This window comes from Streptomyces sp. NPDC021225, from assembly GCF_044332865.1.
GTDB lineage: Bacteria > Actinomycetota > Actinomycetes > Streptomycetales > Streptomycetaceae > Streptomyces.
In genome coordinates this window covers 964708-989658 of record NZ_JBIRPV010000002.1, presented here as the reverse complement: position 1 = coordinate 989658, position 24951 = coordinate 964708, and the positions used below count along the sequence as shown (strand labels likewise).

Annotated in this window: 26 protein-coding genes; 8 read left to right on the top strand and 18 right to left on the bottom strand. The window is 70.0% G+C overall.

The window, feature by feature from the left end:
* Positions 1 to 132: 132 nt before the first annotated feature.
* Together ACH4S9_RS12520 and ACH4S9_RS12515 are read right to left on the bottom strand one after the other, a co-directional pair.
* Positions 133 to 981 carry a 3-hydroxyacyl-CoA dehydrogenase family protein gene (locus ACH4S9_RS12520; RefSeq protein ID WP_311727912.1) on the bottom strand — a complete coding sequence of 283 codons (849 nt, stop codon included), beginning with the start codon at positions 979 to 981 and terminating at the stop codon, positions 133 to 135.
* Between the two features lie 90 nt (positions 982 to 1071).
* Positions 1072 to 1713, bottom strand: a complete 642-nt coding sequence (locus ACH4S9_RS12515; protein WP_398371535.1) for a TetR/AcrR family transcriptional regulator — start codon at positions 1711 to 1713, stop codon at positions 1072 to 1074.
* A 79-nt stretch (positions 1714 to 1792) separates the two neighbouring features.
* On the opposite strand from ACH4S9_RS12515, the gene ACH4S9_RS12510 reads away from it, so the two are divergent.
* From ACH4S9_RS12510 to ACH4S9_RS12500, 3 genes are read left to right on the top strand one after another with little or no spacing between them, the layout of a single operon-like run.
* Entirely contained in the window at positions 1793 to 2575 is a 783-nt protein-coding gene (locus tag ACH4S9_RS12510) for an ABC transporter ATP-binding protein (RefSeq protein WP_398371533.1), read from the top strand.
* A 20-nt stretch (positions 2576 to 2595) separates the two neighbouring features.
* Complete coding sequence (locus ACH4S9_RS12505; RefSeq protein WP_398371531.1) at positions 2596 to 3351, top strand: ABC transporter permease; 756 nt, start codon at positions 2596 to 2598, stop codon at positions 3349 to 3351.
* A 38-nt stretch (positions 3352 to 3389) separates the two neighbouring features.
* Positions 3390 to 3962 carry a cob(I)yrinic acid a,c-diamide adenosyltransferase gene (locus ACH4S9_RS12500; RefSeq protein ID WP_385339071.1) on the top strand — a complete coding sequence of 191 codons (573 nt, stop codon included), beginning with the start codon at positions 3390 to 3392 and terminating at the stop codon, positions 3960 to 3962.
* On the opposite strand, the gene ACH4S9_RS12495 is transcribed toward ACH4S9_RS12500, so the two are convergent.
* Positions 3963 to 4640 carry a hypothetical protein gene (locus tag ACH4S9_RS12495; protein ID WP_398371529.1) on the bottom strand — a complete coding sequence of 226 codons (678 nt, stop codon included), beginning with the start codon at positions 4638 to 4640 and terminating at the stop codon, positions 3963 to 3965.
* Positions 4641 to 4718: 78 nt separating this feature from the next.
* On the opposite strand from ACH4S9_RS12495, the gene ACH4S9_RS12490 reads away from it, so the two are divergent.
* Both ACH4S9_RS12490 and ACH4S9_RS12485 read left to right on the top strand, forming a co-directional pair.
* Positions 4719 to 5954, top strand: a complete 1236-nt coding sequence (locus tag ACH4S9_RS12490) for a histidine kinase (protein WP_311727906.1) — start codon at positions 4719 to 4721, stop codon at positions 5952 to 5954.
* Positions 5951 to 6643: a response regulator gene (locus ACH4S9_RS12485; RefSeq protein WP_398371526.1), complete on the top strand. Its 693-nt coding sequence runs from the start codon at positions 5951 to 5953 to the stop codon at positions 6641 to 6643. Before ACH4S9_RS12490 ends, ACH4S9_RS12485 begins: the two co-directional genes overlap by 4 nt.
* Positions 6644 to 6949: 306 nt before the next feature.
* On the opposite strand, the gene ACH4S9_RS12480 is transcribed toward ACH4S9_RS12485, so the two are convergent.
* From ACH4S9_RS12480 to ACH4S9_RS12425, 12 genes are all read right to left on the bottom strand, one after another.
* Positions 6950 to 7405: a DUF2550 domain-containing protein gene (locus ACH4S9_RS12480; RefSeq protein ID WP_311727904.1), complete on the bottom strand. Its 456-nt coding sequence runs from the start codon at positions 7403 to 7405 to the stop codon at positions 6950 to 6952.
* A 120-nt stretch (positions 7406 to 7525) separates the two neighbouring features.
* Positions 7526 to 7903: a F0F1 ATP synthase subunit epsilon gene (locus ACH4S9_RS12475; protein ID WP_311727903.1), complete on the bottom strand. Its 378-nt coding sequence runs from the start codon at positions 7901 to 7903 to the stop codon at positions 7526 to 7528.
* Positions 7904 to 8080: 177 nt separating this feature from the next.
* Entirely contained in the window at positions 8081 to 9535 is a 1455-nt protein-coding gene (atpD, locus tag ACH4S9_RS12470) for a F0F1 ATP synthase subunit beta (protein WP_385339076.1), read from the bottom strand.
* A 5-nt stretch (positions 9536 to 9540) separates the two neighbouring features.
* A complete protein-coding gene (locus tag ACH4S9_RS12465) occupies positions 9541 to 10455 on the bottom strand; it encodes a F0F1 ATP synthase subunit gamma (RefSeq protein ID WP_311727901.1) in 915 nt (304 codons plus the stop codon).
* 2 nt (positions 10456 to 10457) lie between these two features.
* Entirely contained in the window at positions 10458 to 12029 is a 1572-nt protein-coding gene (gene atpA / locus ACH4S9_RS12460; RefSeq protein ID WP_385339081.1) for a F0F1 ATP synthase subunit alpha, read from the bottom strand.
* A 103-nt stretch (positions 12030 to 12132) separates the two neighbouring features.
* Entirely contained in the window at positions 12133 to 12948 is an 816-nt protein-coding gene (locus tag ACH4S9_RS12455; RefSeq protein WP_311727898.1) for a F0F1 ATP synthase subunit delta, read from the bottom strand.
* A complete protein-coding gene (locus ACH4S9_RS12450) occupies positions 12945 to 13514 on the bottom strand; it encodes a F0F1 ATP synthase subunit B (protein ID WP_311727897.1) in 570 nt (189 codons plus the stop codon). The genes ACH4S9_RS12455 and ACH4S9_RS12450 overlap by 4 nt, the downstream gene beginning before the upstream one ends.
* A gap of 40 nt (positions 13515 to 13554) precedes the next feature.
* The gene (locus ACH4S9_RS12445; RefSeq protein ID WP_311727896.1) at positions 13555 to 13806 is read right to left on the bottom strand and encodes a F0F1 ATP synthase subunit C; all 252 of its coding nucleotides are present in this window, start codon (positions 13804 to 13806) and stop codon (positions 13555 to 13557) included.
* A 78-nt stretch (positions 13807 to 13884) separates the two neighbouring features.
* On the bottom strand, positions 13885 to 14694 hold the full coding sequence (gene atpB, locus ACH4S9_RS12440) for a F0F1 ATP synthase subunit A (RefSeq protein WP_311727895.1): 810 nt from the start codon (positions 14692 to 14694) through the stop codon (positions 13885 to 13887).
* 264 nt (positions 14695 to 14958) lie between these two features.
* Entirely contained in the window at positions 14959 to 15414 is a 456-nt protein-coding gene (locus ACH4S9_RS12435; protein WP_311727894.1) for a hypothetical protein, read from the bottom strand.
* Between the two features lie 325 nt (positions 15415 to 15739).
* On the bottom strand, positions 15740 to 17095 hold the full coding sequence (locus ACH4S9_RS12430) for an MraY family glycosyltransferase (RefSeq protein ID WP_311727893.1): 1356 nt from the start codon (positions 17093 to 17095) through the stop codon (positions 15740 to 15742).
* Positions 17096 to 17255: 160 nt separating this feature from the next.
* Positions 17256 to 18599, bottom strand: a complete 1344-nt coding sequence (locus ACH4S9_RS12425; protein WP_398371521.1) for a glycosyltransferase — start codon at positions 18597 to 18599, stop codon at positions 17256 to 17258.
* A 145-nt stretch (positions 18600 to 18744) separates the two neighbouring features.
* Here ACH4S9_RS12425 and ACH4S9_RS12420 point away from each other — a divergent pair, with 145 nt between their 5' ends.
* Positions 18745 to 20031, top strand: a complete 1287-nt coding sequence (locus ACH4S9_RS12420) for a glycosyltransferase (RefSeq protein ID WP_398371519.1) — start codon at positions 18745 to 18747, stop codon at positions 20029 to 20031.
* Between the two features lie 27 nt (positions 20032 to 20058).
* Here ACH4S9_RS12420 and ACH4S9_RS12415 read toward each other — a convergent pair whose 3' ends face one another.
* Both ACH4S9_RS12415 and ACH4S9_RS12410 read right to left on the bottom strand, forming a co-directional pair.
* The gene (locus ACH4S9_RS12415; protein WP_398371517.1) at positions 20059 to 20898 is read right to left on the bottom strand and encodes a hypothetical protein; all 840 of its coding nucleotides are present in this window, start codon (positions 20896 to 20898) and stop codon (positions 20059 to 20061) included.
* A 4-nt stretch (positions 20899 to 20902) separates the two neighbouring features.
* On the bottom strand, positions 20903 to 21112 hold the full coding sequence (locus ACH4S9_RS12410; protein WP_311727889.1) for an MbtH family protein: 210 nt from the start codon (positions 21110 to 21112) through the stop codon (positions 20903 to 20905).
* Positions 21113 to 21419: 307 nt separating this feature from the next.
* Between ACH4S9_RS12410 and ACH4S9_RS12405 the strand changes: the two genes are divergently transcribed.
* The gene (locus tag ACH4S9_RS12405) at positions 21420 to 22547 is read left to right on the top strand and encodes an aminotransferase class I/II-fold pyridoxal phosphate-dependent enzyme (RefSeq protein WP_398371514.1); all 1128 of its coding nucleotides are present in this window, start codon (positions 21420 to 21422) and stop codon (positions 22545 to 22547) included.
* A gap of 5 nt (positions 22548 to 22552) precedes the next feature.
* Positions 22553 to 24010, top strand: coding sequence for a dTDP-4-amino-4,6-dideoxy-D-glucose ammonia-lyase (gene desII, locus ACH4S9_RS12400; protein WP_398371512.1), 1458 nt, complete (start codon positions 22553 to 22555; stop codon positions 24008 to 24010).
* Positions 24011 to 24028: 18 nt separating this feature from the next.
* On the opposite strand, the gene ACH4S9_RS12395 is transcribed toward desII, so the two are convergent.
* Positions 24029 to 24940 carry a TIGR03621 family F420-dependent LLM class oxidoreductase gene (locus tag ACH4S9_RS12395; RefSeq protein ID WP_311727886.1) on the bottom strand — a complete coding sequence of 304 codons (912 nt, stop codon included), beginning with the start codon at positions 24938 to 24940 and terminating at the stop codon, positions 24029 to 24031.
* Between the last annotated feature and the right edge of the window lie 11 nt (positions 24941 to 24951).

The following is a 24951-nucleotide window of genomic DNA, read 5'->3' as shown; positions in this document are numbered from 1 at the left end:
CCGATACCGAATTCACCCGCAAGGGTGCGTCTGCCCCCGATTGCGTTTGAGATGTGCGTCAGGGGCAGATAGAGCGTCCATGTCGGGCCGGATCGGTGCCGCCGGGTCGGTACCGGCGGTCAGTAGCGGCGGTCAGTAGCGGTAGAACCCGCCGCCGCTCTTGCGTCCGATGTCCCCGGCGTCGACCATGCGGCGCATGATCTCCGGCGGCGCGAACTTCTCGTCCTGGGACTCGGTGTAGATGTTCTCCGCGGCGTGCAGCAGGATGTCCACGCCGGTCAGGTCGGCCGTCGCGAGGGGTCCCATCGCATGGCCGAAGCCCAGCTTGCAGGCGATGTCGATGTCCTCGGCGGTGGCCACTCCGGACTCGTACAGCTTGGCCGCCTCGACGACGAGCGCGGAGATCAGCCGGGTGGTGACAAACCCCGCGACGTCGCGGTTGACGACGATACAGGTCTTGCCGACGCCCTCGGCGAACTCCCGGGCGGCGGCGAGGGTTTCGTCGCTGGTCTTGTATCCGCGCACCAGCTCGCACAGCTGCATCATCGGCACGGGCGAGAAGAAGTGGGTGCCCACGACCCGCTCGGGGCGCTCGGTGGCCGCCGCGATCTTGGTGATCGGGATGGCGGAGGTGTTGGAGGCGAGGATCGTCTCGTCCTTGACCAGGCCGTCGAGCGTGCGGAAGATCTCCCGCTTGACCTCGATCTTCTCGAAGACGGCCTCCACGACGACATCCGCGTCGGCGGCGGCGTCCAGGTCGGTCGTGGTCGTGATACGCGCCAGCGCCTGCTCGGCGGCCTCCGCCTCGAGCTTGCCCTTGGCGACGAACTTCTCGTACGAGGCCCGGATGGCGTCGGTGCCGCGGCGCAGCGCCTCGTCGGTCACGTCACGGAGCACCACGTCCCAGCCCGCCTGGGCGGAGACCTGTGCGATGCCGGATCCCATGAGTCCGGCCCCGATGACCGCGAGCTTCCTGGCCACGTCCACGTCCTTTCGTACGTTGAGTAACTGACGCCAATGGCCGGACCTTAACGCCCGTTCACCCCTTGTGGCAGCCCCTAGTAAGGCGCGTCACGGTGTGTTCTTCACCGCATAGTTGAGAACGCTCTCACTGAGGAGCGACTCCATGACGTCGATCTGCCGCAGCAGCTCCGCGGAGAGCTGCTCGGAGGTGCCGCCCGTGGCATGGCAGCGCGCGATGTTGCGGTGGACGGCGTTCTGCATGCCGACGAGCTGGTGGGCGATGAACTCGGGCGTCGGGTCGTCCGCGGCGGCGCCGGTCTCCTCGCGCAGGGTGGTGGCCAGCCGGTCGACGATCTGGCCCTGCATCCGCAGCAGCCGGGCCATCAGCGTCGGCGACTCCTGGATGACCTGCATGAAGCGTGCGTAGCCCGGGTCCATCCCGGCGTACGGGTTGCGCTCCGCGACGTCCTGGCGCAGCCGGTCCAGCACCGCCCGCACCGCCGGCACGCCCTCTCCGCGCTCCCGGACGAGCCGCGAGGGGCGTTCGACGACCTCGTCCTCGCGGTCGAAAAGGAGGTCTTCCTTGGCGGGGAAGTAGTTGTAGACGGTGTTGACCGAGACGTCCGCGACCTCGGCGACCGCCGCGATCGTGACCGCCTCGAAGCCGTGTTCCAGGAACAGCGCGGTGGCCATGTCCGAGATGCGCTGCTTGACCTGCCGCTTCTTCCGCTCCCTGAGTCCTTCCGCCATGGCCTCATCCTAGCTTCGATGGAGCCTCTCAATTTTTGGGGTCGTTGCAAAATTTAAGTCTCCCTGCTTTTCTAGGCGCATGCCTGTCATCAGCACGGCCGGGCTCGCCCGGACCTTCCAGACCAAGCACGGCCCCGTCGAGGCCGTGCGCGGTATCGACCTCACCGTCCGGCCGGGCGAGATCCTCGGCTTCCTCGGCCCCAACGGCGCGGGCAAGACCACGACCCTGCGCATGCTCACCACGCTGCTCCCGCCCACCGGCGGGGCCGCGACCGTCGCCGGGCACGACCTCGCCCGCGACCCGGCGGGGGTGCGCCGGAAGATCGGGTACGTCGCCCAGTCCGGCGGCGTCGACCCGTCCGTCTCCGTCCGCGAGGAACTCACCACCCAGGGCCGCCTCTACCGGCTCGGCAAGGCCGAGGCGACCGCCCGCGCCGAGGAACTCGCCGCCGACCTCGGCCTGACCGAGCTGCTGGACCGCAAGTGCGGCGCCCTGTCCGGCGGGCAGCGGCGCCGCCTCGACATCGCCATGGGCCTCACCCACCGCCCCGCCGTCCTCTTCCTCGACGAGCCGACCACCGGGCTCGACCCGGGCAGCCGCGCCGATCTGTGGGAGCTGATCCGGCGCCTGCGCGCAGATCACACCATGACGGTCTTCCTCACCACCCACTACCTCGACGAGGCGGAGGCGCTCGCCGACCGGCTCGTCATCGTCGACAAGGGCACGGTGGTCGCCGAGGGCACCGCGGCGCGGCTCAAGGCCGAGTACGGCGGATCGCCGGACGCCACCCTCCAGGACGCCTTCATCGCCATCACCGGGCGCGGCGCACAGCGGCCCGACCCCGACCCCATCGCCGTCTGACGACCCAGGAGCCTTACGCCGTGTCCAACCTGTTCTCCGACACCGGCCTGATCTTCGGCCGCTATCTGCGCCAGGCCATGAACTCCAAGGTCGCCGTGGCCTTCGGGCTGCTCCAGCCCATGTTCTACCTCGTCTTCTTCGGTCCCCTGCTGCGCGACGTCCCGCTCGGCGGCGAGGGCGACTCCTGGCAGACGCTGGTCCCCGGACTGCTCATTCAGCTCGGCCTGTTCAGCGCCGCGTTCGCCGGCTTCGGCATCCTCCTGGAGAAGCAGTTCGGGGTGATCGAGCGGATGCGGGTCACCCCCGTCAGCCGGCTCGCGCTGCTGCTGGGCCGCGCGCTCAAGGACGTGGTCCAACTGCTGGTCCAGTCGCTGGTGCTGGTGATCGCCGCCGTTCCGCTGGGGCTGCGCGCCCCCGTGCTCGGGGTGGTCGTCGGCTTCGTCTTCGTCGGCCTGCTCACCATCTCGCTGGCCTCGCTGTCGTACGCGCTGGCCATGCGGGTCGACGGCCCGCAGGGGTTCGCCCCGGTCATCAGCACCGTCAACATGCCCGCGATGCTGCTCTCCGGCATCCTGCTGCCGATGGCCCTGGCCCCGGGCTGGCTGAACGCCGTCTCGCGCTGTGTGCCGTTCCGCTACCTCGTGGACGCGGTGCGCGCCGCGTACGTCGGGGACTACGGCTGGGACACGGTCGGCGTCGGCGCGCTGGTCGGGCTCGCCCTGTGCGCGGTGTCCATGACGATCGGCACCCGGGTGTTCCGCAAGGCCGGGGCGTAGCGACTGTTCTCCATCCCCCCGCGCGTAGGCTCGGACACATGGTCAGACTCACCCGCATCTATACGCGCACCGGAGACAAGGGCACGACGACCCTCGGCGACATGAGCCGCACCACCAAGACAGATCCGCGGATCGCCGCATACGCCGACGCGAACGAGGCGAACGCCGCGATCGGGGTAGCCATCGCGCTGGGGGCGCTGCCCCCGCAGATCGTCAACGTGCTGGTCCGCGTCCAGAACGACCTGTTCGACGTGGGCGCGGACCTGTCCACCCCGGTCGTCGAGAACCCCGAGCACCCGCCGCTGCGCGTCGAACAGAGCTATATCGACAAGCTGGAGGCGGACTGCGACCTCTTCCTCGAAGAGCTGGAGAAGCTGCGCAGCTTCATCCTCCCCGGCGGCACGCCCGGCGCGGCCCTGCTGCACCAGGCGTGCACCGTCGTACGCCGGGCCGAGCGCTCGACGTGGGCGGCGTTCGACGAGTACGGGGAGTCCATGAACCCGCTCGCCGCCACCTATCTGAACCGCCTCTCCGACCTGCTGTTCATCCTGGCCCGGGTGGCCAACAAGGAGGTCGGGGACGTGCTGTGGGTGCCTGGCGAGAACCGCTGATCAGGATTTGGTGAGGGACCGGGGCCGGTCCTGGTCCCCGGTCGCCTTCTTGCCTCCCTTTTCCTTGGGCGGCGCGACGGTGTAACAGATGGCGACCAGCAGATGGATACCCGCGATCATGCCCATCTGCCGCTGCCACCCCACCATCGGTTCGCTGCGGTCCCCGTCGCCGATCAGCCAGACGCACACCTGGAGCACGGTCACCGCGATCGCCACCGCGATCAGCGTCATCCGCCACAGCCGCCACTCGTGCCGCACCCGCGCCGCGCCGTACTTCGGCGGCTTGACCGGGGGCGGGCCGCCCGCGAACCGGTGCGCGAAGCGCCCGTCCGCCCAATTGATCATGTAGTGCCCATACGCGACGGAGAAGCCCAGGTAGACCGCGGCCAGCCCATGGGCCGTCGACGGCTCGGCGCCCCGCCGCAGATCGACCACGGTCGCGACCAGCAGCACCACGTCCAGCAGCGGGACACAGGCCAGCAGCGCCGCCCCCACCCGCGGCTTCCTCAGGACATACCGCACGCACAGGCCCGCGAGCAGCATCACCCAGAAGCCGACCTCGCTGGCGACGATCAGTCCCACGATCACGGCCCGTTCTCCCTTCTCCTGCCCGTCTCCCCTACCGTCCCGCGAGATCCGGGCCGCCGCGTCGTCGGCGGCGACGAGACCGGACTGCATCCTTCGATGTACGGCCGCGCGGCCCGCGCCCGTCGGGAAGGGGACGCGGCCCTGGCGGCGGCGTGTTGTGATGGACCCATGCCGTCCCGCCTTCCGGCGCCGCACCGCGTCGACGTCGCCATCGCCGTAGGCGGGTTGCTGGGCGGGCTGCTGCTGATGGGGCTCGGGTTGCGCGGCGGGGTGTATCTGGGCGAGCTGTCGCCCATCACGCTGCCCCCGTGGTCGACGGTCACCGCGCTGACCGCCATGGCGGTCGCCGAACTGCTGCGCCGCATGGCCCCGGGCACCGCCCTGGCGCTCGGCACCGCCGCCCTCGCCGTGGACCTGTGCGGCGGCTCGCTCATCGCGACCGTCCTGATGTACACGGACCTGGTGTACGCGGCGGTCCTCTACGGACCGCCCTCCCTGGCCCGGCGGCTGCCGCCCGCGTGTGTGGCGACCACCGTGGTCGCCACGGTCGTGCCGCTGGCGCTGCTGCGCACCCCCGAGTCGCTGTTCATCGGCCTGGTCACCGCCCTGCTCACCTTCGCCCCGGCCGGCACCGGGGCGATCGTGCGCAATCACCAGGAGGCCGCCGAGGCCGCCCGGCTGGAGGCCGAGCGGACGGCCCTGCTGGCCGAGCTGGACCGGCGGGAGGCGGTGGTGGCCGAGCGCGCCCGCATGGCCCGCGAGCTGCACGACCGGGTCGCCGGCCATCTGTCGGCCATCGCCATCCACTCCACCGCCGCGCTGTCCCTGGGAGACGCCGCCGCGACGGACGACGCGCTCGGCGTCATCCGGGAGAACAGCGTGCGGGGCCTGGCCGAGATGCGTCAGCTGATCGAGCTGCTGCGCGACGCGGGCGGGGAGACGGAACCCACCGCGGCGCCCACCCTCGACGCCCTTGACGCGCTGATCGAACGCGCCCGCGCGGACGCCCCCGCCGTCAGCGGGCTGAAGTTCGCGCTGCGCGACGAGCGCGCGCCGGGCACCGCGCTTCCCGCGCCGGTCGAGCTCGCCGCGTACCGCATCGTCCAGGAGTCGCTGACCAACGCGCTCAAGCACGCGGCCCCCGGCGAGGTGACCGTACGCCTCGCCCACCGCGCCGACGGTCCGGCCGGGGCGAGCGTCCTGGATGTCGGCGTCACCAGCCCGTTCGACACCCGCCCCGGACCCCGCGCGCCCGGCTCCGGCATGGGCGTCATCGGGATGCGGGAGCGCGTCTCCCTGCTCGGCGGCACCCTCGAAGCCGGCCCGCACCCCGAGCCGGCCGGACCGGTGTGGCGGGTACGGGCGGCGCTGCCCCTCGACGGCAAAGGAGCCCTGACACAGTGAACGCACCGCGGCCTCAGGGGGAGGCTGAACCGTCCAGGGTCCGCGTCCTGGTCGCCGAGGACCAGTCGGCCGTACGGGCCGGGCTGGTGCTCATCCTGCGCTCCGCCCCCGACATCGAGGTGATCGCGGAGGCGGCCGACGGCGAACAGGCCGTCCGCCTCACCCGGGAGCTGCGCCCCGACCTGGTGTTGATGGACGTTCAGATGCCGCGTCTGGACGGGGTCTCGGCCACCCGCGAGATCGTCGCCGAGCAGCTGGCCGACGTACTGGTCCTGACCACCTTCGACCTCGACGAGTATGTCTTCGGCGCCCTGCGCGCCGGGGCGGCCGGCTTCCTCCTCAAGGACAGCGACGCGGCGGGCCTGCTGGAGGCCGTACGGACGGTGGCCCGCGGCGAGGGCATGATCGCCCCGGCCGTGACCCGCCGTCTGATCGCCGAGTTCGCCCGCCCGAACCCCGCACCGGCCGCCGCCACCGCCGACCCGGCGGCGCTCGCCTCCCTCACCCCCCGCGAGCGGGAGGTGCTGGGCGCACTGGGCCGGGGCCTGTCCAACGCCGAGATCGCCGATCACCTCGCCATGGCGGAGGCCACCGTGAAGACACACGTCAGCAGGGTGCTCGGCAAGCTGGGGCTGCGCAGCCGGGTGCAGGCGGCGGTGCTGGCCCAGGAGCTGGGCGGAGTCGGCTGACCCCCACAGAGAGTGGGGAGCCGCGGCGCAGAGCTCGGGGGAAGACTTCCGCGCCGCGGCCGTATCAGGAGGGAAAGCAAGCGATATCGGCACGCCATACACAGGCGCATGCCATACGAGGCGAAAGCCTTTCCCCCGCGCCGCCGGACCGAAAACAAGATCGAATGCGGCTACGCCCCGATCGTGCCACATCCACGACGAGCGCAGAACGCATTCCGCCGTGAGCCATATCACGCCCATCCAGTGGACACGAAACAACAAAATGGGCCCCCTTCTTTCAGGCGACCCATTAAGAGAATTCAAAACCTATGCCACATTCACCCGCTGGCCGGGCGGGGCGGCCTCCAGCCAGGCCAGAAAGCCGGTCAGCGCGTCCTCGCTCATCGCCAGCTCCAGCCGCGTGCCGCTGTGCAGACAGGCCAGCACCACCGCGTCGGAGAGCAGCGCCAGCTCCTCCTCGCCCTTCGGCGTACGCCGCTCCAGCACCTCGATCGAGGCACGCTCCAGGACCCGGCGCGGCCTGGGCGCGTAGGAGAAGACCCGGAACCACTCGATCCGGTCACCGTTGTAGCGAGCGACGCCGTACACCCAGCCCTTGCCGCTGGGTTCCGGCTCGGCCTCGGGGCCGGGCGCGTCCCAGCGCAGTGAGCAGTCGAAGGTTCCGCCGGACCGCTGGATCAGCCGCCGCCGCAGACCGAAGACGAAGAGCCCCACGACCACCAGCGCTACGACCACGCCGCACACAAGCAGAGCGAGGGCCATCTTCACCGACCTCCTCGCGTCATCCGGAAAAACCGCACCTGCATCGCCTCAGCCGCGGACCGGCGCAGGGAAGTTCCCACGCGGCCCGCGGCTGAGGGTTTCGACCGTTCGTGACAGGCTTCAGTGCGCTCCCGCCACCGCGCGCAGCCGGACGTCGGCACGCCGCTCGGCGGCGGCGTCCGCCTCCGCCTTGGCACGCTCCAGCGCCCGCTCCGCCCGCTTGACATCGATCTCGTCGGACAGCTCCGCGATCTCCGCGAGCAGCGAGAGCTTGTCGTCCGAGAACGAGATGAACCCACCGTGCACCGCGACGACGACCGTTCCGCCCTCGCTCGTGCGGATGGTCACCGGGCCGGACTCCAGCACACCGAGCAGCGGCTGGTGGCCGGGCATGACGCCGATGTCACCGGATGTGGTGCGCGCGATGACCAAGGAGGCCTTGCCGGACCAGACACTACGGTCCGCCGCGACCAGCTCGACATGCAGCTCAGCAGCCAACGTGGCTCCTCGGGTCTTCACCTGCCGGGTGCGACAGGGCTTTCGTCAAAGGATAACGGGCGTACGGAGAGGGGTGGGACGCGGCCCACCCCTCTCCGGTGACCTCGGGCTTATGGAAGGTCCAGCTTCAAGAAGGCCAGGCTTCTCAAGAAGACCGGACTTCCGGAAGACCGGGCTTCAGGAGACGCCCAGCTCCTTGGCCTTGGCCTTCAGGTCGTCCAGGCCACCGCACATGAAGAAGGCCTGCTCCGGGAAGTGGTCGAACTCACCGTCGGCGATCGAGTTGAACGCGGCGATGGACTCGTCCAGCGGCACGTCCGAGCCGTCGACGCCGGTGAACTGCTTCGCCGCGTGGGTGTTCTGCGACAGGAAGCGCTCGATACGGCGGGCGCGGAAGACGGTGAGCTTGTCTTCCTCGCCGAGCTCGTCGATGCCCAGGATGTTGATGATGTCCTGGAGGTCCTTGTACTTCTGGAGGATGGACTTGACCCGCGAGGCGCAGTCGTAGTGCTCCTGCGAGATGTAACGCGGGTCCAGGATCCGGGAGGTGGAGTCCAGCGGGTCCACCGCCGGGTAGATGCCCTTCTCCGAGATCGGACGGGAGAGCACCGTCGTCGCGTCGAGGTGCGCGAAGGTGGTCGCCGGGGCCGGGTCGGTCAGGTCGTCCGCGGGGACGTAGATCGCCTGCATGGAGGTGATCGAGTGACCGCGGGTCGAGGTGATGCGCTCCTGGAGGATGCCCATCTCGTCGGCCAGGTTCGGCTGGTAGCCCACCGCGGAGGGCATACGGCCGAGCAGGGTCGAGACCTCGGAACCGGCCTGGGTGAAGCGGAAGATGTTGTCGATGAAGAACAGCACGTCCTGCTTCTGCACATCGCGGAAGTACTCCGCCATGGTCAGACCGGCCAGGGCGACCCGCAGACGGGTGCCCGGGGGCTCGTCCATCTGGCCGAAGACCAGCGCGGTCTGCGGGAGAACGCCGGACTCGGCCATCTCCTCGATCAGGTCGTTGCCCTCACGGGTGCGCTCGCCGACGCCGGCGAACACGGAAACGCCCTCGTGCAGCTTGGCCACACGCATGATCATTTCCTGGATGAGGACGGTCTTGCCGACACCCGCGCCGCCGAACAGACCGATCTTGCCGCCCTTGACGTACGGGGTCAGCAGGTCGACGACCTTCAGGCCGGTCTCGAACATCTCGGTCTTGGACTCGAGCTGGTCGAAGGCCGGGGCCTTGCGGTGGATGGACCAGCGCTCGGTGACCTCGGACTCGGCCTCGGGCTCGTTGAGGATCTTGCCCAGGGTGTTGAACACCCGGCCCTTGGTGACATCGCCGACCGGGACGGTGATGCCGTCGCCGGTGTCGGTCACCGGGGCCTGGCGGACCAGGCCGTCGGTGGGCTCCATGGAGATGGCGCGAACCACGCCCTCACCGAGGTGCTGGGCGACCTCGAGGGTGAGCGTCTTGGTCTTGCCCTCCTCGGAGGGGTCCGCGACCTCGACGTTCAGCGCGTTGTAGATCTCCGGCATCGCGTCGACGGGGAACTCCACGTCGACGACCGGGCCGATGACCCGCGCGACGCGGCCAGTGGCCACGCCGGCAGGAGCGGTCGGCTCAACAGTGGTGGTCATAGTTGTCAGTCACTCCCCGCAGAAGCGTCGGCCAGGGCGCTGGCGCCACCGACGATCTCGCTGATTTCCTGGGTGATTTCGGCCTGGCGGGCCGCGTTGGCAAGCCGCGAGAGCGACTTGATGAGCTCTTCGGCGTTGTCGGTCGCCGACTTCATCGCCCGGCGGGTGGCCGCGTGCTTGGACGCTGCGGCCTGGAGCAGGGCGTTGTAGATACGGGACTCGACGTACCGCGGCAGCAGCGCGTCGAGCACCTCCTCCGACGACGGCTCGAACTCGTACAGCGGCGCGATGACATCCTTCGCCGCCGTCTCCTCCGCCGTCTTCTCCATGCTCAGCGGCAGCAGCCGGTTGTCGACCGGCTGCTGCGTCAGCATCGAGACGAACTCGGTGTAGACGATGTGCAGCTCGTCAACGCCGCCCTCGGCGGTGTCCTGCTGCACGGCCTCGATCAGCGGGCCCGCGATCTTCTTGGCGTCCGCGTAGGTCGGGTTGTCGGTGAACCCGGTCCACGACTCCGTGACCTTGTACTCACGGAAGCCGTAGTAGGCGACACCCTTACGGCCGACGATGTAGGTGTCGACCTCCTTGCCCTGCTCGGTGAGGGCCTTGGTGGCCTGCTCGGCCGCCTTGATCACGTTCGCCGAGTAGCCGCCGGCCAGGCCGCGGTCGCTGGTGATGAGCAGCAGCGCGGCCCGGGTCGGGTTCTCCGCCTCGGTGGTGAGCGGGTGCTTGGTGGTGGAGCCGGTGGCCACCGCGCCCACCGCCCGGGTGAGCTCACTGGCGTACGGAGTCGACGCGGCCACCTGGCGCTGCGCCTTGACGACGCGCGAGGCGGCGATCATCTCCATCGCCTTGGTGATCTTCTTGGTCGCAGAGATGGACTTGATCCGCCTCTTGTAGACCCGGAGTTGGGCACCCATGCTCAGCCCTCGCCCAGCAGCTTGCCGTCCGAGGTCTCGAACTGGCGCTTGAAGCTCTCGACGGCCTCGCCGAGCGCGCCGATGGTGTCATCGGACATCTTGCCGCCCTCGATGATGCTGGTCATCAGGCCCTTGTGCTCACGGTGCAGGTAGTCGTGCAGCTCGCTCTCGAAGCGGCGGATGTCCCCGACCGGAACGTCGTCCATCTTGCCGGTGGTGCCGGCCCAGATGGAGACGACCTGGTCCTCGGTGGCGAACGGGGCGTACTGCGGCTGCTTGAGCAGCTCGACCATGCGCGAACCGCGCTCCAGCGAGGCCTTGGAGGCCGCGTCCAGGTCGGAGCCGAAGGCGGCGAACGCCTCGAGCTCACGGAACTGGGCGAGGTCCACCCGGAGCCGGCCGGAGACCTGGCGCATGGCCTTGTGCTGGGCCGTGCCACCGACGCGGGAGACCGAGATACCGACGTTCAGAGCCGGGCGCTGGCCGGCGTTGAACAGGTCGGACTCCAGGAAGCACTGGCCGTCGGTGATGGAGATGACGTTGGTCGGGATGAACGCCGAGACGTCGTTGGCCTTGGTCTCGACGATCGGCAGACCGGTCATCGAACCGGAACCCATCTCGTCGGAGAGCTTGGCGCAGCGCTCCAGCAGCCGGGAGTGCAGGTAGAAGACGTCACCGGGGTACGCCTCGCGGCCCGGCGGGCGGCGCAGCAGCAGCGAGACGGCGCGGTAGGCGTCGGCCTGCTTGGACAGGTCGTCGAAGACGATCAGGACGTGCTTGCCCTGGTACATCCAGTGCTGGCCGATGGCCGAGCCGGTGTAGGGGGCCAGGTACTTGAAGCCCGCCGGGTCGGACGCCGGGGCGGCGACGATCGTCGTGTACTCCAGGGCGCCGGCCTCCTCCAGCGCGGCGCGCACGCTGGCGATGGTGGAGCCCTTCTGGCCGATGGCGACGTAGATGCAGCGGACCTGCTTCTTCGGGTCGCCGGAGCGCCAGTTGTCACGCTGGTTGATGATCGTGTCGACGGCCAGCGCGGTCTTGCCGGTCTGCCGGTCGCCGATGATCAGCTGACGCTGGCCGCGGCCGATCGGCGTCATCGCGTCGACGGCCTTGTAGCCGGTCTCCATCGGCTCGTGGACCGACTTGCGGTCCATGACCGTGGGGGCCTGCAGCTCGAGGGCGCGGCGGCCCTCGGTCTCGATCTCGCCGAGGCCGTCGATCGGGTTGCCCAGCGGGTCGACGACGCGGCCGAGGTAGCCCTCGCCGACGGCGACCGAGAGCACCTCGCCGGTGCGCTGCACCTGCTGGCCCTCTTCGATGCCGCTGAACTCACCGAGGACGACCGCGCCGATCTCGCGCTCTTCCAGGTTGAGCGCGAGGCCGAGGGTGCCGTCCTCGAACTTCAGCAGCTCGTTCGCCATGGCCGAGGGAAGACCTTCGACCTTCGCGATGCCGTCGCCGGCAACGGTGACCGTACCGACCTCCTCGCGCGAGGCCGCGTCCGGCTTGTACGCCTGGACAAAGTTCTCCAGCGCGTCCCGGATCTCCTCCGGCCGGATCGTGAGCTCCGCCATCTGGGTTCCCTGCTCTCCTTGTTGGGCCCGAAGTATCTGACTACGGCCCAACTCGGGCCGCTTGCATGCTTGTTGAGTTGGCTTTTGAGTTGGTACGGCCGGGTCAGCCGGCCATCCGCCGGGCCGCCTCGTCCAGGCGCTCGGCGATGGTGCCGTCGATGATCTCGTCGCCGACGCGTACCTCGATCCCGCCGCGGACCGCCGGGTCCACATCCAGGTTGAGGTGCACCTTGTGGCCGTACAGCTTCGCCAGAGCCGCACCGAGACGCTGCTTGTGCCGGTCGCTGAGCGGCACAGCCGAGGTCACCACCGCGACCAGGCGGTCGCGGCGGGCCGCGGCGAGCCGCGAGAGGCCCTCGAGCCCCGCTTCCAGGCTACGTCCCCGCGGCTGAGTCACAAGACGGGTGACCAGCCGCTCGGTGGCCGGATTGGCCCGGCCGCCCAGCAGCTCGCGCACCAGCGCGACCTTGGCCGAGGTGGTCGCGACCCGGTCGGTCAGCGCGGACCGCAGCTCGGTGGAGGAGGAGATGATCCGGCCGAACCGGAACAGCTCGTCCTCGACGTCGTCCAGGGCACCGGCCCGCTGGGCCGCGACGAGGTCGGCGGAGGACGCCAGCTCCTCGATCGCGTCCACCAGGTCGCGCGAGCGCGACCAGCGGGACCGGACCATGCCGGACACCAGGTCGACGGTCTCGCCGCCGACCTGCCCGGTCATCAGGCGCGCGGCCAGCTCGGCCTTGGCCTCGCCGGGCTGCGCCGGGTCGGTGAGGACCCGGCGCAGCGAGACCTCGCGGTCGAGCAGCGCGGTGACGGCGGCCAGGTCGTCCGCGAGCTTCGTGGCGTCGACGGAGACGCTGTCCGTCAGCGCGTCGAAGCGCTCGCGTGCGGCGGCCTGTGCCTCCCGGCTCGCTCCGTTCATCGGCCGGCCTCGGCCTTCGTCTCGGCCGCGGCGTCAGCCTTCGTCTCGAGCTCGTCGAGGAACCGGTCGATGACGCGGCCCTGGCGGGCGACGTCCTCGAGGGACTCGCCGACGATCTTGCCGGCCAGGTCGGTGGCGAGCTTGCCCACGTCCTGGCGCAGCGTCTGCGCCGCCTGCTTGCGGTCGGCCTCGATCTGGGCGTGGCCCGCGGCGATGATCTCCTCACGCTGCCGCTGGCCTTCCGCGCGCATCTCGGCGATGAGCGCGGCACCCTGCTCCTGCGCCTCCTGGCGCAGTCGCGCGGCCTCGTGACGGGCGTCGGCGAGCTGGGCGCGGTAGTCCTCGAGGACCTGCTGGGCCTCGGCCTTGCGCGCGTCGGCCTCCTCCATGCCGCCCTCGATCGCCGCACGGCGCTCGTCCAGAACCCGGTTGATGTTCGGGAGGAGCTTCTTGCCGAGGAAGAAGAAGACGATGGCGAAGGCGATGAGGCCGATGACGAGTTCGGGAATCGGCGGGATGAGCGGGTTCTCCGGCTTGTCAGCCGCCAGGGTCACCAGGGCGTTCACATCATTGCCTTTCGTCCGGGGGACCGGTCAGCCGCCGCGGTCACTTGTAGGGGTAGACGAACGGCATGACCAGACCGATCAGGGCGAGCGCCTCACAGAGAACGAAGCCGAGGATCTGGTTGGCGCGGATCAGACCGGCCGCCTCGGGCTGCCGGGCAAGCGCCTGGGTGCCGTTGCCGAAGATGATGCCGACGCCCACGCCGGGGCCGATGGCCGCGAGGCCGTAGCCGATCGAACCGAGGTTGCCCTTGAGCTGGACAGCGTCGGCAGCGAGGGTCTGGAGAGCGGACATGCCGTTTCTTCCTTCTCTTTCACGGACCGGTGGGGGTTGGCCACCGGACGCCTGTTTGGGACGGGACTGGCCGGTGGCTCAGTGGTGCTCGGCGAGAGCGCCCTGGATGTAGGCGCAGGCCAGCAGGACGAAGACGTAGGCCTGAAGGGCCTGGATGAACAGCTCGAAGGCGGTCATCGCGATGACCATCACGAACGAGACGCTCGCGTAGGCGATGCCGATGCCGTTCAGCAGGTACCAGCTGGCGATCGTGAAGATCAGCAGCAGCACGTGACCCGCGAACATGTTGGCGAAGAGCCGGACGGCGTGGGTGAACGGCCGGATGATCAGGTTGGAGAGCAGCTCCAGTGCCATGACCAGCGGCAGCACCGCGCCGAGCGACTTGTCGTAGCCGCTGATGTTCTTCAGGCCGCCGACGAAGCCGTGCTTCCGGAAGGTCAGGCTCACCCACAGGATGTAGACGATCGCGGCGAGGCCGGCCGGGAAAGCGATGATCGACGTCACCGGGAACTGGGCGACCGGGATGATCGACCAGAGGTTCATGATCCAGACAAAGAAGAACAGCGAGACCATGAGGGGGACGTACTTGTCGCCCTCCTTCTTGCCCAGGGCCTCGTAGACGATGCCGCGGCGCACGACGTCATAACCCGCCTCGCCGATCAACTGGAGCTTGCCGGGGACGACCTTGGCCCGGCCGAAGGCGGCCCAGAAGAAGCCCACCACGACCACGGTGCTCAGGAGCGCCAGCAGCATCGGCTTGTTGATCTCGAAGCCGCCGATCGTGGCGATCGGCTCGAACGTGAACGAGTGGAGCCCTGGGGCCGGGAAGCCGCACCCTTCGAAGATGTGGCAATCGGTCTCGAAGGCGAGCGTCTGGTCAGGACTCACCGCGAGCTCCTTCAGCGTGGCGCATGGGTACGGCAACCTCGTTGTGTCGGCGCGGCACATGGCCACGGAACGGCACTGGACTGGTCTTACGAATGTGGGGGCGGCTTGTCGGCACAAGTCCGGTGTAGTCGGTGGGCAGCAGCTGCATGGGCCGCCGATTCCGTCCCGTGGAATCCGGGGGTTCAGCCGCCTGCGCCCGCTGTGCCTCAGATGGCACCGGACGATAGCAGGTGAGCGGACGTGCCCTTATACCGGCCCTACAGCTCACGATGGAGACCCGGCGGGAGAAGCCTTCTTCTCCCCCGCCGGGTTCCGTTCGTCTTCCGCTTCCGGCTGCACGTAAAAGATCTTGGCCTTCATGTGCGCGCGGGTCTGCGCGGTGATCCACGTCAGCGTCGCGGCGAGCAGCGAGAAAGCGAAGGCCCTGGTGTTGAACAGCGTGGTGTCCTTGAAGATGGCGAGTACCAATGCCATCAGCAGGAACTGCACGGCATAGAGCGCGAGACCCATCATCTGGAAGATCTGCGGAAGCTTGTTCGCGGTGCGCACCAGCACGATCAGGTCGACGGTCATGATCGCGGTCACCAGGATCGCCCCGAACGCGGCTCCCAACGCGCCTTTGCCACCGGCGAGTACGGCACCGACGACAACGGCGGCGGCGCCGACGGCTGCGGTGGGCACGGCACACTGCAGGAGCGTTCGGGCGTCGTTGGACTGCATGAAAGGGTTCTCCGGCAAGAGTCGGAAGCAACGGTTCGTCGTTGACGAGCGTATCCCCGGAAGTGAAAGGAACCTCACGACGAAGGACAGTCGCACTACGGCCCTTCGGCTCTGGCACCGGGTTTTCGTGAACGGTATCACAAACTATTTGATGAGGTCTTTACCTGCCCAATGTGCTGCACGTCACACGGGAGGGTGAGCCAACCTATCATGCGTTGACGACTGCGAATCGCCCTTTATGGGGCCGTTGCCCGGATAGCGAAGCGGGAAGGTGTTAGCGGGAAGGCGATATCGGAAATTGATCACACGGAGCGCTCGGTGGACCTCACCGAGAGCTACCGATCTTGCCCCGCTGGGTGAAGCGGGAGCGGTCGCCGATCGCGGTGGCCCCATTGATCCCCGCCGGGATCCGGCCCACCGGCTCACACCCCGGCGCGTGCTCCGCCTCTCCGTCCGGCGCTCCGGCGGATGCCTCCCGCACGATCTCCCGTGAGGCCGCGGCGACCGGGCCCTTGCGGCGGCGGTACCGCGGCGGAACGAAACGCTCCGCCCAGCGCGGCACCCGCGGGGTGAAGCGCGGCAGCAGCAGGAGGACCAGCCCCGTCGCGCTCAGCGCGACGATCGAGAGCACGAACCACATGCTGACCGAGTTCACCGAGTACGCCACCGCGCCGAAGGCGATCAGCGCCGACCAGAAGTACATGATCAGCACCGCGCGGCTGTGCGAGTGGCCGATCTCCAGCAGCCGGTGGTGCAGATGGCCGCGGTCCGCGGCGAACGGCGACTGGCCCCGCCAGGTGCGGCGGACGATGGCCAGCACCAGGTCGGCGAACGGCACCGCGATCACGGTCAGCGGCAGCAGCAGCGGGATGTAGACCGGGACGGTGGCGTGCACCGCGGCGGTCTCGGAGCCGGCCCACAGCCTCAGCGAGTCCGGGTCCACCTGGCCCGTGACCGAGATCGCGCCCGCCGCCAGCACCAGGCCGATCAGCATCGAGCCGGAGTCGCCCATGAAGATCCGGGCGGGGTGGATGTTGTGCGGCAGAAAGCCCAGGCACATCCCCATCAGGATGGCGGCGAACAGGGTCGCGGGGGCGGCCGACTCCAGCCCGTGGCCGTACCACATGCGGTACGCGTACATGAAGAACGCCGCGGCAGCGATGCACACCATGCCGGAGGCCAGACCGTCCAGGCCGTCCACGAAGTTCACCGCGTTGATGGTGATCACCACGAGCGCGACCGTGAGCAGCGTGCCCTGCCAGGGCGTCAGCGACACCGGGCCCACCCCGGGCACCGGCAGCCACAGGATGGTGAGGCCCTGGAGCACCATCACACCGGCGGCGATCATCTGGCCGCCCAGCTTGATCAGCGCGTCCACGCCCCACTTGTCGTCCAGCACGCCCAGCAGCCAGATCAGCCCCGCCCCTGACAGCAGCGCGCGCGGCTCGTTGGACAGCTCGAAGGCGCCCTTGAGATTGGTGAGATGCGCGGCCACCAACAGCCCCGCGCACAGCCCGCCGAACATCGCGATACCGCCGAGCCGCGGTGTGGGCTCTCGGTGCACATCGCGCGCGCGGATCTCCGGCATCGCGCCCACCACAATGGCGAACTTACGAACCGGCCCGGTCAGCAGATAGGTGACCGCGGCCGTGATGCACAGAGTCAGCAGATATTCACGCACAGACTGCCCCACAGATGTCGCCGGCCATCTCAGCAACACACACTAGCCGCCTCCGACGAGTGAGACGGGCCATCGACGAGGACGTCGGCCTTCCCCGAGTCGGTTCCGGCAAACGCCACGGCGAAGCCGGCCGGGACGCATTTCCCGGCGGAACGGACGATCAGGACGACCGGGCCGGTTCGGGCATGGGGTGGCTCCCCCGCTGAATCTCCTCCAATACCCGCACCGCGTTCTCCGCTCCCTTCTCCCCTTTCTCTCCTTCGGCCTTCCGGGCCGACCGGGCCATCCGGTCGACGGTTCGGGCGATCGCCGGGTCGGTCAGGGCCGTGTCGATGGCGGCGGCGAGGGCGTCCGCGGTGAGATCGCGCTGCCTCAGGGGCGGCGGGGCGACGCCGAGGTCACGCAGGTGGTTCCCCCACATCACCTGATCCTTGTGGAACGGGCAGGTCACCTGCGGGATACCGGCCTCCAGGGCCACATTGTGGGTGCCGGGCCCACCCGCGTGCACCGCGGCGCGCACCCGGGGGAACAGCCAGTCATAGGGGACGTCGTTCTCCACCCGGATGTGCCGAGGGGGGTCGGCGATGCTGATTCCGCCCCAGCCCGTGACCACCACCGCGCGCACTTTGGTACGCCGCACGGCTTCGAGGACCAGCTGCCCGGTGGCCTCGGGATCGGTGCCCGAGAGGCTGGCGAAGCCGATGAACACGGGCTTCTCGCCGTCCTCCAGGAAACGCACCAGCTCGGGTGCGGGCCGCCAGTCGGCCTGCCGCGGAAGCGACCAGAAGCCGGTGGTGTGCACCCAGGCGGGCCAGTCCGGCGCCGGCTCGATCACATGGGGGCTGAAACCGTGCAGGACGGGGGCCGGACTTCCGTCGGCGCGGAACCGGGAATCCAGAAACCCCTCCCGGGGCGGAAGCCCGAGGGTCTTCTCCCGCCAGGTCGAGATCAGGTCCACGAGCAGCGGCTTGAGGGGCTGCCGGGCGGCCCTCTCGTGCTGTTCCAGGTTGTCCGGCCGGGCGTCGAAGGTGCCGATCTCACTGGGGTACCGGCGGGAGGCGACAAAGTGCGGATAGAGCGTGGCCAGCACGTGCGGGACGCCCAGCTTCTCCGCGATCTGATGCATCACCTGGCGCGAGTGATGGGAGTGGACCACGATGTCGGCCCCGCCCCGGGCCGCGTCCCACAGCTGCTGAAGCAGCACGGGATACGTCTTGGGCATGAATTCGTTGAATATCTTCTCGCGGGCCTTGCGATACTCGCCGATCTCGCTCTCCGGCCGGTCGCTGTGCAGCAGAATTCTGCGGACATCGGGCCTGGAGAGGATTTTCACGCCTTCATCGGTCAGCGGCTCGAATCGCACTCCGTAGGCGGCCGCGAAGGTGGCGTACATCTGCGGTCCGACCAGCGTGGCGGAGTGGCCCGCCCGATTGAGGGCGTAGGCCAGGGCGAGATATGGCTGGAGGTCCCCACGGGTGCCGTGGCAGTAGATCAGCGCCTTCACGTTCGCAGCCTAGGCCGGGTCCGGGGCGGCCGGCTGAACGCGGTCTGGACGCGGCAAGCTGCCTCTTGCCCGCCCGCGCCGCGCCCCGCGACGATGCGTGAATTCGGACGCGACGGATCGGACGCGACAGAAGGGGGCCCGCTCCATGAAGGCGCTGGTGTACTGCCATGGAAGCCGAGGCGACGTCGAGCCGTATCTGGCCCTGGCGTATGCGCTCAACCAGGCGGGACATACGGCCGTGCTGGCCGCCCCCGCCGTTTTCGCGCCCTTCGCCGCCGCCTACGGAGTGGAATTCGCCCCGCTCGACGACTGGGCGGTGACCTTGTGGCGCCGCCCCGAAATCCGGCAGCTGCGGTGGACGAGCGATCAGCGGACCCCCGAGACGGAGGCGAAGCGGGCCGCCATCCGGAAAGAGGCGACCGACCGCTATCCGGTGCTGCTGCGCGATATGTGGGAGGCGGCCGCGGGCCACGCGGACGGGCTCGACGTCATCATCCACTCCCAGGCGTCCCGCGAGCAGATCGCCCAGATAGCGGAGCGGCTCGGCGTCCCGAATGTGCTCGCCGTCCTCTATCCGAACTTCGTCGTCTCCCGGGACTATCCGGCCTTCGGCCGTATCTCGGAGGTCTTCAGCGACCGGGAGGACCTGCGCGGCACGGATCCGAGGACCTATATCTCGCCGGAGCTCATCGGGATGATCGCGCACTGGCGGACGGAGACGCTCGGGCTGCCGCCCAGGGAGGGATTCCTGGACTTCCGGCACCGCGCCGACGGAAGCCCGACCCCGGTGCTCCACATCTTCAGCCCGCAGGTCCTCGCGCCCGCCGCCGACTGGCCCGACTGGGTCCACACCCATGGGTTCTGGCATCTGCCGCCCGCGCCCGGCTGGCAGCCGCCGGGCGATCTGGTGCGCTTCCTCGGCGCGGGGGACACCCCGCTCTTCATCGGCTACGGATCCACCCTGAGCCCGGACCCGCGGGCGAACGCGCGGACCGTCCTCGGCGCACTCCGCGAGACCGGGCACCGCGCCGTGGTCGTCGAGGGCTGGGGAGGGATCGAGGTCACCGACGCCCCGGACCAGGTCATGGTGGTCAAGGACGTGCCGTACGCCTGGCTGCTGCCCCGGGTACGCGCGGCCGTGCACGCGGGCGGGCCCGGCACCTACAACGCGGCGCTGCTGGCCGGCGTCCCCCAGGTGATCTGCGCGCTCGAGACGAGCCAGCGGATGTGGGGGGACCATCTGCACCGGCTGGGGGTCGCCCCGGCCCCCATGATGCAGCGCGAGCTGACCGCGGAAGGCCTCGCGGCGGCCGTCCGCGAGGCCGTGACCGACCCCCGGATCACGGCCGCCGCGGCCCGGATGGGGGAGGCGCTGCGGGCGGAGGACGGGCCGGGGGCGGCGGTCAAGGTGCTGGCGGAGATCGCGGGGTGAGCCCCCTCCCCCGCCCGCGGGGCCCGGTCAGGTCCAGGACACCACCGTGCTGTCGTCGGTGAACCCGAAGATGCCCGCCAGCGTGGTGCGCCTGCTGTCGCCGCTGGTGTTGGGCTCCACGGCGTGGACGTGGGAACCGTTGAAGACGTACACGTCCCCGGCGTGGATGTCGATCTCCTGGCGCCCGATGCCCTCCAGCATCCGGGGCGGATACGGCGAGCCGGTGTAGTGCAGCCCGAGCCGCCGCTTGCAGGCGTCGTCCGGCTGGATGTTCCAGACCAGCAGCCGGCCGCCGTCACCGTTCTCCAGGCAGATGTTGAGGGCCGTGGGGTCGAGCACCCGCTGGATCTCGAAGTCCGCCTGCCGCGGCTCGGTGCACTGGGAGCGGTCCTCGTGCGGGTCCAGGGCGTAGCGCCCGTCGCCGTGCCAGGACCGCAGCAGCGCGCGGCACGCCCGGCGGCCGTCGTGCTCGGCCTGTCGCACGGTCACCCCCTCGGGGGCGAGCGCCTCGGCCAGTCCCCGGTAGAAGGCGGTCAGCGGGTCGCCGGGGACGTCGAGCACCCGGTCCAGCGCCGCGGCGGTCCGCGTCGACTCCTCCAGGTAGTCCGCGGTCGTCTTGTGGTAGTGGTACGTGCCCAGGTAGTAGCTCGGGGCCTCGGTGCTGCGCCGCAGCCGGTCGGGGCTGGCCCAGAACCTGGCCGACAGCTCGGCGCACAGCGTGGGGCCCACCATCCCTCGGAAGACCACGCCCGCGCTGGTGCCCCGCAGAACATCGATCACGGCTTCGGGGCGGAACTCCTGGTACTCGCGGAAGGCGAAGTACCCGGCTTCACCGCTCCAGCCGGTGAGCCTCTCGTCGCCGCTCATCCCGTCAGCCGCTCATCCGCTCGATGAGGCTCTTGGGCCGCATATCCGTCCAGTGCTCCTCGATGTAGTCCAGGCACGCCTGGCGGCTGTCCTCGGGATGGGCGACCGTCCAGCCCTCGGGCACATCGACGAATTGCGGCCACAGCGAGTGCTGTCCCTCGTGATTGACCAGAACCACATACCGGCCGTCGGGGTTCTCGAACGGGTTCGTCATCCGGCCTCTCCTGGGCGTCCGGGAATTTATGCGACGCTACTTCCACTGAACACCGGATAATGCCCTGCGAATGCTCGGACGGACTGTACTCGACCTATACGTGAAACTGCCCTCGGCCGTGCTCGGGTGTTCTTCGCGGATAGCAGCGGATAGCATCTGGCACGGCCGGGAACCGGGTTGTAGGCTGCGGCTGCTGTCACACAGGAATGTTTTACGCCCGGATATCTACCCTGGGAGTGCCGTGAAACGGGGAATCGGCGATCTCGCGCTGTTCGGAGGCCGACCCGCCTTCCTGCATCCGTTATATGTGAGCTCTCCCGGTCCGGTGGACCGTGGCCGGCTGTTCGACCGAATCAACTGGGCGCTGGACAACCGGTGGCTCTCCAATGGCGGGCCGCTGGCCCTGGAATTCGAGGGGCGAATAGCCGAGCTGGCGGGCGTACGCAACTGCGTCTCCGCCTGCAATGCCACCGTCGGGCTCCAGTTGCTGTGCCAGGCGGCGGAGCTCACCGGCGAGGTGATCATGCCCTCGCTGACCTTCGTCGCGACGGCGCACGCGGTGCGCTGGATCGGGCTCGACCCGGTCTTCGTGGACATCGACCCACTGACCGGCCAGGTGGATCCCGCCTGTGTGGCCGAGGCGATCGGGCCGCGGACCTCCGCGATCCTGGCGGTCCATCTGTGGGGGCGCGCCTGTCCCGCGGAGGAGCTGGAGAAGATCGCCGCCGCGCACGGTCTGCCCCTGTTCCTCGACTCCGCCCACGCCATCGGCTGCACCGCGGGCGGCCGCCCCATCGGCGGCTTCGGCACCGCGGAGGTCTTCAGCTTCCACGCCACCAAGGTGGTCAACGGCTTCGAGGGCGGGGCGATCGTCACCGACGACGACGCGTTCGCGCAGCGCCTGCGCTCGCTTCAGAACTTCGGCATCGGCCTGCCCCCGGGCGGCAGCCCGGCGGGAGGCACCAACGGCAAGATGAGCGAGGCGTCCGCCGCCATGGCGCTCACCTCGCTCGACGCCTTCGAGCAGGCCGTCGAGTGCAACCGGGCCAACTTCGAGACCTACCTCACGGAGCTGGCCGCGACGCCCGGCATCTTCGTGATGCCCCACGACCGGCGTGAGTCCAACAACTACCAGTATCTGATCGTCGAGCTCGACGAGGACCTGACGGGCCTCGGCCGGGATCTGCTCATCGAGCTGCTGCGGGCCGAGAACGTCGTGGCCAAGCCGTACTTCTCCCCCGCCTGCCACCAGTTGGAGCCCTACGCGTCCCGGCAGCCGGTCCGCCTGCCGCACACCGAGCGGCTGGCCTCGCGGGTGCTCGCCCTGCCCACGGGCTCGTCCGTCTCCCGCGAGAGCATCCGGCGCATCTGCGACGTCATACGGCTGGCCGTCGCCAAAGGCCCGGAAGTAACCGCCCGTCGGCAGAAGGGGTGACCGAGATGACGGTGGCAAGCGACCCGAGGGCGGAGGCCATCGCGCGCTGCGCGGCCCCCGGCGGCGACCGGGAGGACGCCGCCGCGGCCGTGCGGCGGCTGCTGGTGGCCGACGGCCACTGCCCGCCGGACGAGGCGGACGCCGCCGCCGCGAGGCTGGTGGGCCTGGCCCGGCGCTACGGAAGCCATCCGTTCACCACGCTGGAGGAGACGCGGCGCGAACTGAGCCTGGACCGGGACGCGTTCCGCCGGCTGCTGGGGCTGTTCGCCCGCCTTCCCGGGCTGCGCTCCGCGGTGCTCGCGGGGCCCGCCGGGAAGTACTGGTCCAACACCCTGCTGCCGCTGGAGGAGCGCGGGGTGCTGGACGCGACCTTGGCGGGCAAGCCCCGCTTCCCGCATATCGTGGGCCTGTATCCGGGGCCGACCTGCATGTTCCGCTGCCACTTCTGCGTCCGGGTGACCGGGGCCCGCTATCCGCATGCCACGCTCGCGGACGGAAACGAGGCGCTGGCCGCGGTCATCGACGAGATGCCCGCCGACAACCCCCACGGGCTCTATGTCTCCGGCGGGCTCGAACCGCTCACCAACCCCGGCCTCGGCGCCCTGATCAGCCGGGCGGCCGCCCGCGGCTTCTCGATGACCCTGTACTCCAATTGCTTCGCGCTGACCGAGAAGGCGCTCGGCGGGGAGTCCGGGCTGTGGGATCTGGGGGCCGTCCGGACCTCGCTGTACGGCCTGACCGACGACGAGTACGAGGCCACCACCGGAAAGCGGCACGCGTTCCGCCGGGTCGAGGCCAACCTGCGGCGCTTCCAGCGGATGCGCGCCGAGCGCGAGCGGCCGGTGCGGCTGGGGCTGAACCACATCGTGCTGCCGGGGCGCGCGCGACGCCTGCTGGACCTGGTGGACTTCATCGCGGAGCTGGACGCCGCGGCGCCCGAGCGGCCGGTGGACTTCCTGAATCTGCGCGAGGACTACAGCGGCAGGCCCGACGGCGCCCTGTCCCCCCGGGAGCGTGCCGAACTCCGCGAGATCCTGCTGGAGTTCGAGGAGAAGGTGCGACGGGTGACGCCCACGCTGGACGTGGACTACGGCTACGCCCTGCACGCGCTGAAGTCCGGGGCCGACGCGCAGTTGGTGCGCATCCGCCCGGAGACCATGCGGCCCGCCGCGCACCCTCAGGTCGCCGTGCAGGTCGATGTGGCGGGCGATGTCTACCTGTACCGCGAGGCGGGCTTCCCCGGCCTGCCCGGGGCCGATCGCTACATCGCCGGGCGGGTGGGGCCCGGCTCCTCGCTGTCGGGTGTCGTGGAGCGCTTTGTGACCGAGCGGGTCCAGGTCGCCCCGAGGCCGGGCGACGAGTACTTCATGGACGGTTTCGACCAGGTGGTGGCGGCCCGGCTGAACCAGCTGGAGGCCGATATCGGCGCCGGGTGGCGGGAAGAGCGAGGGTTTCTGCGCTGAGCCGCGCTGAGACACGGCTCAGGTTCCCGACAGCCGCGCCACGACGGGCTCGAACTCCTCCGCCCGCGCGGCGGGCACCACCCAGTAGCTGATGCCGAACCGCTCCCGCCGGGCCCGCAGCCGGTCGCAGATCTCCGGAACCTCGCCCGCGAGCACCACGGGCGAGTCGAGGACCTCGGCCGGCGGCAGCCCGAAGGCCGGGGCCAGCACCCGCTCGGCGTGGTCCCGGCTGTCGCGGACCACCGCGGCGGCGGTGAGCAGGCACTGGAGCTCCAGCTCGGCCAGCCGGTCCCCGGCGTCCTCGCGGATCCAGCGCACCCGCGTATCGAAGCGCTCGGCGCTCGCGTTGGCGCCGAGCGGGACGTCCTTGCGGGCGGAGGAGAGCTGAGCGGTCAGGGAGACGATGTCCGCGTGCCGCACCGCGGTCCGCAGCATCCTCCGGCCGCCGCCGCCCATGACCCACCGGGCCGGGGCGGGGCGCGGCTGGCCGATGGCGCCGGTGACCGAGCAGGCGCCCTTGTCCCACAGCTCCCGCACGATGTGGACGGTCTCCTCCAGCCGGGCGATCCGGGTGGCCGGGGGGTCCATGGGCACCCCGGCGCGCTCGAAGTCGGCGGCGAGCCACCCGGCTCCCAGGCCGATCTCCAGCCTCCCGGGCGCCGCCTGGTCCAGCGTCGCCAGCTCCTTGAACAGCACGGCGGGACGGCGCAGATCGGCCGCGAGCATCAGGGTCCCCAACGTGAGGCGCGAGGTCCACCCGGCCGCCAGCGCCAGGGAGACCAGCGGTCCCCACCGGTGGTCCAGATGGTCGGGCACCAGCAGGGAGGAGTACCCGGTCTCCTCGGCCCGCCGGACCAGCCGGCGGAAGGCGGCCAGATCGGGGAACGCTCCGGCCAGGACGCCGAAGCGGAACGGGCGGTGGGCGGTCATGGCCCGGTCCT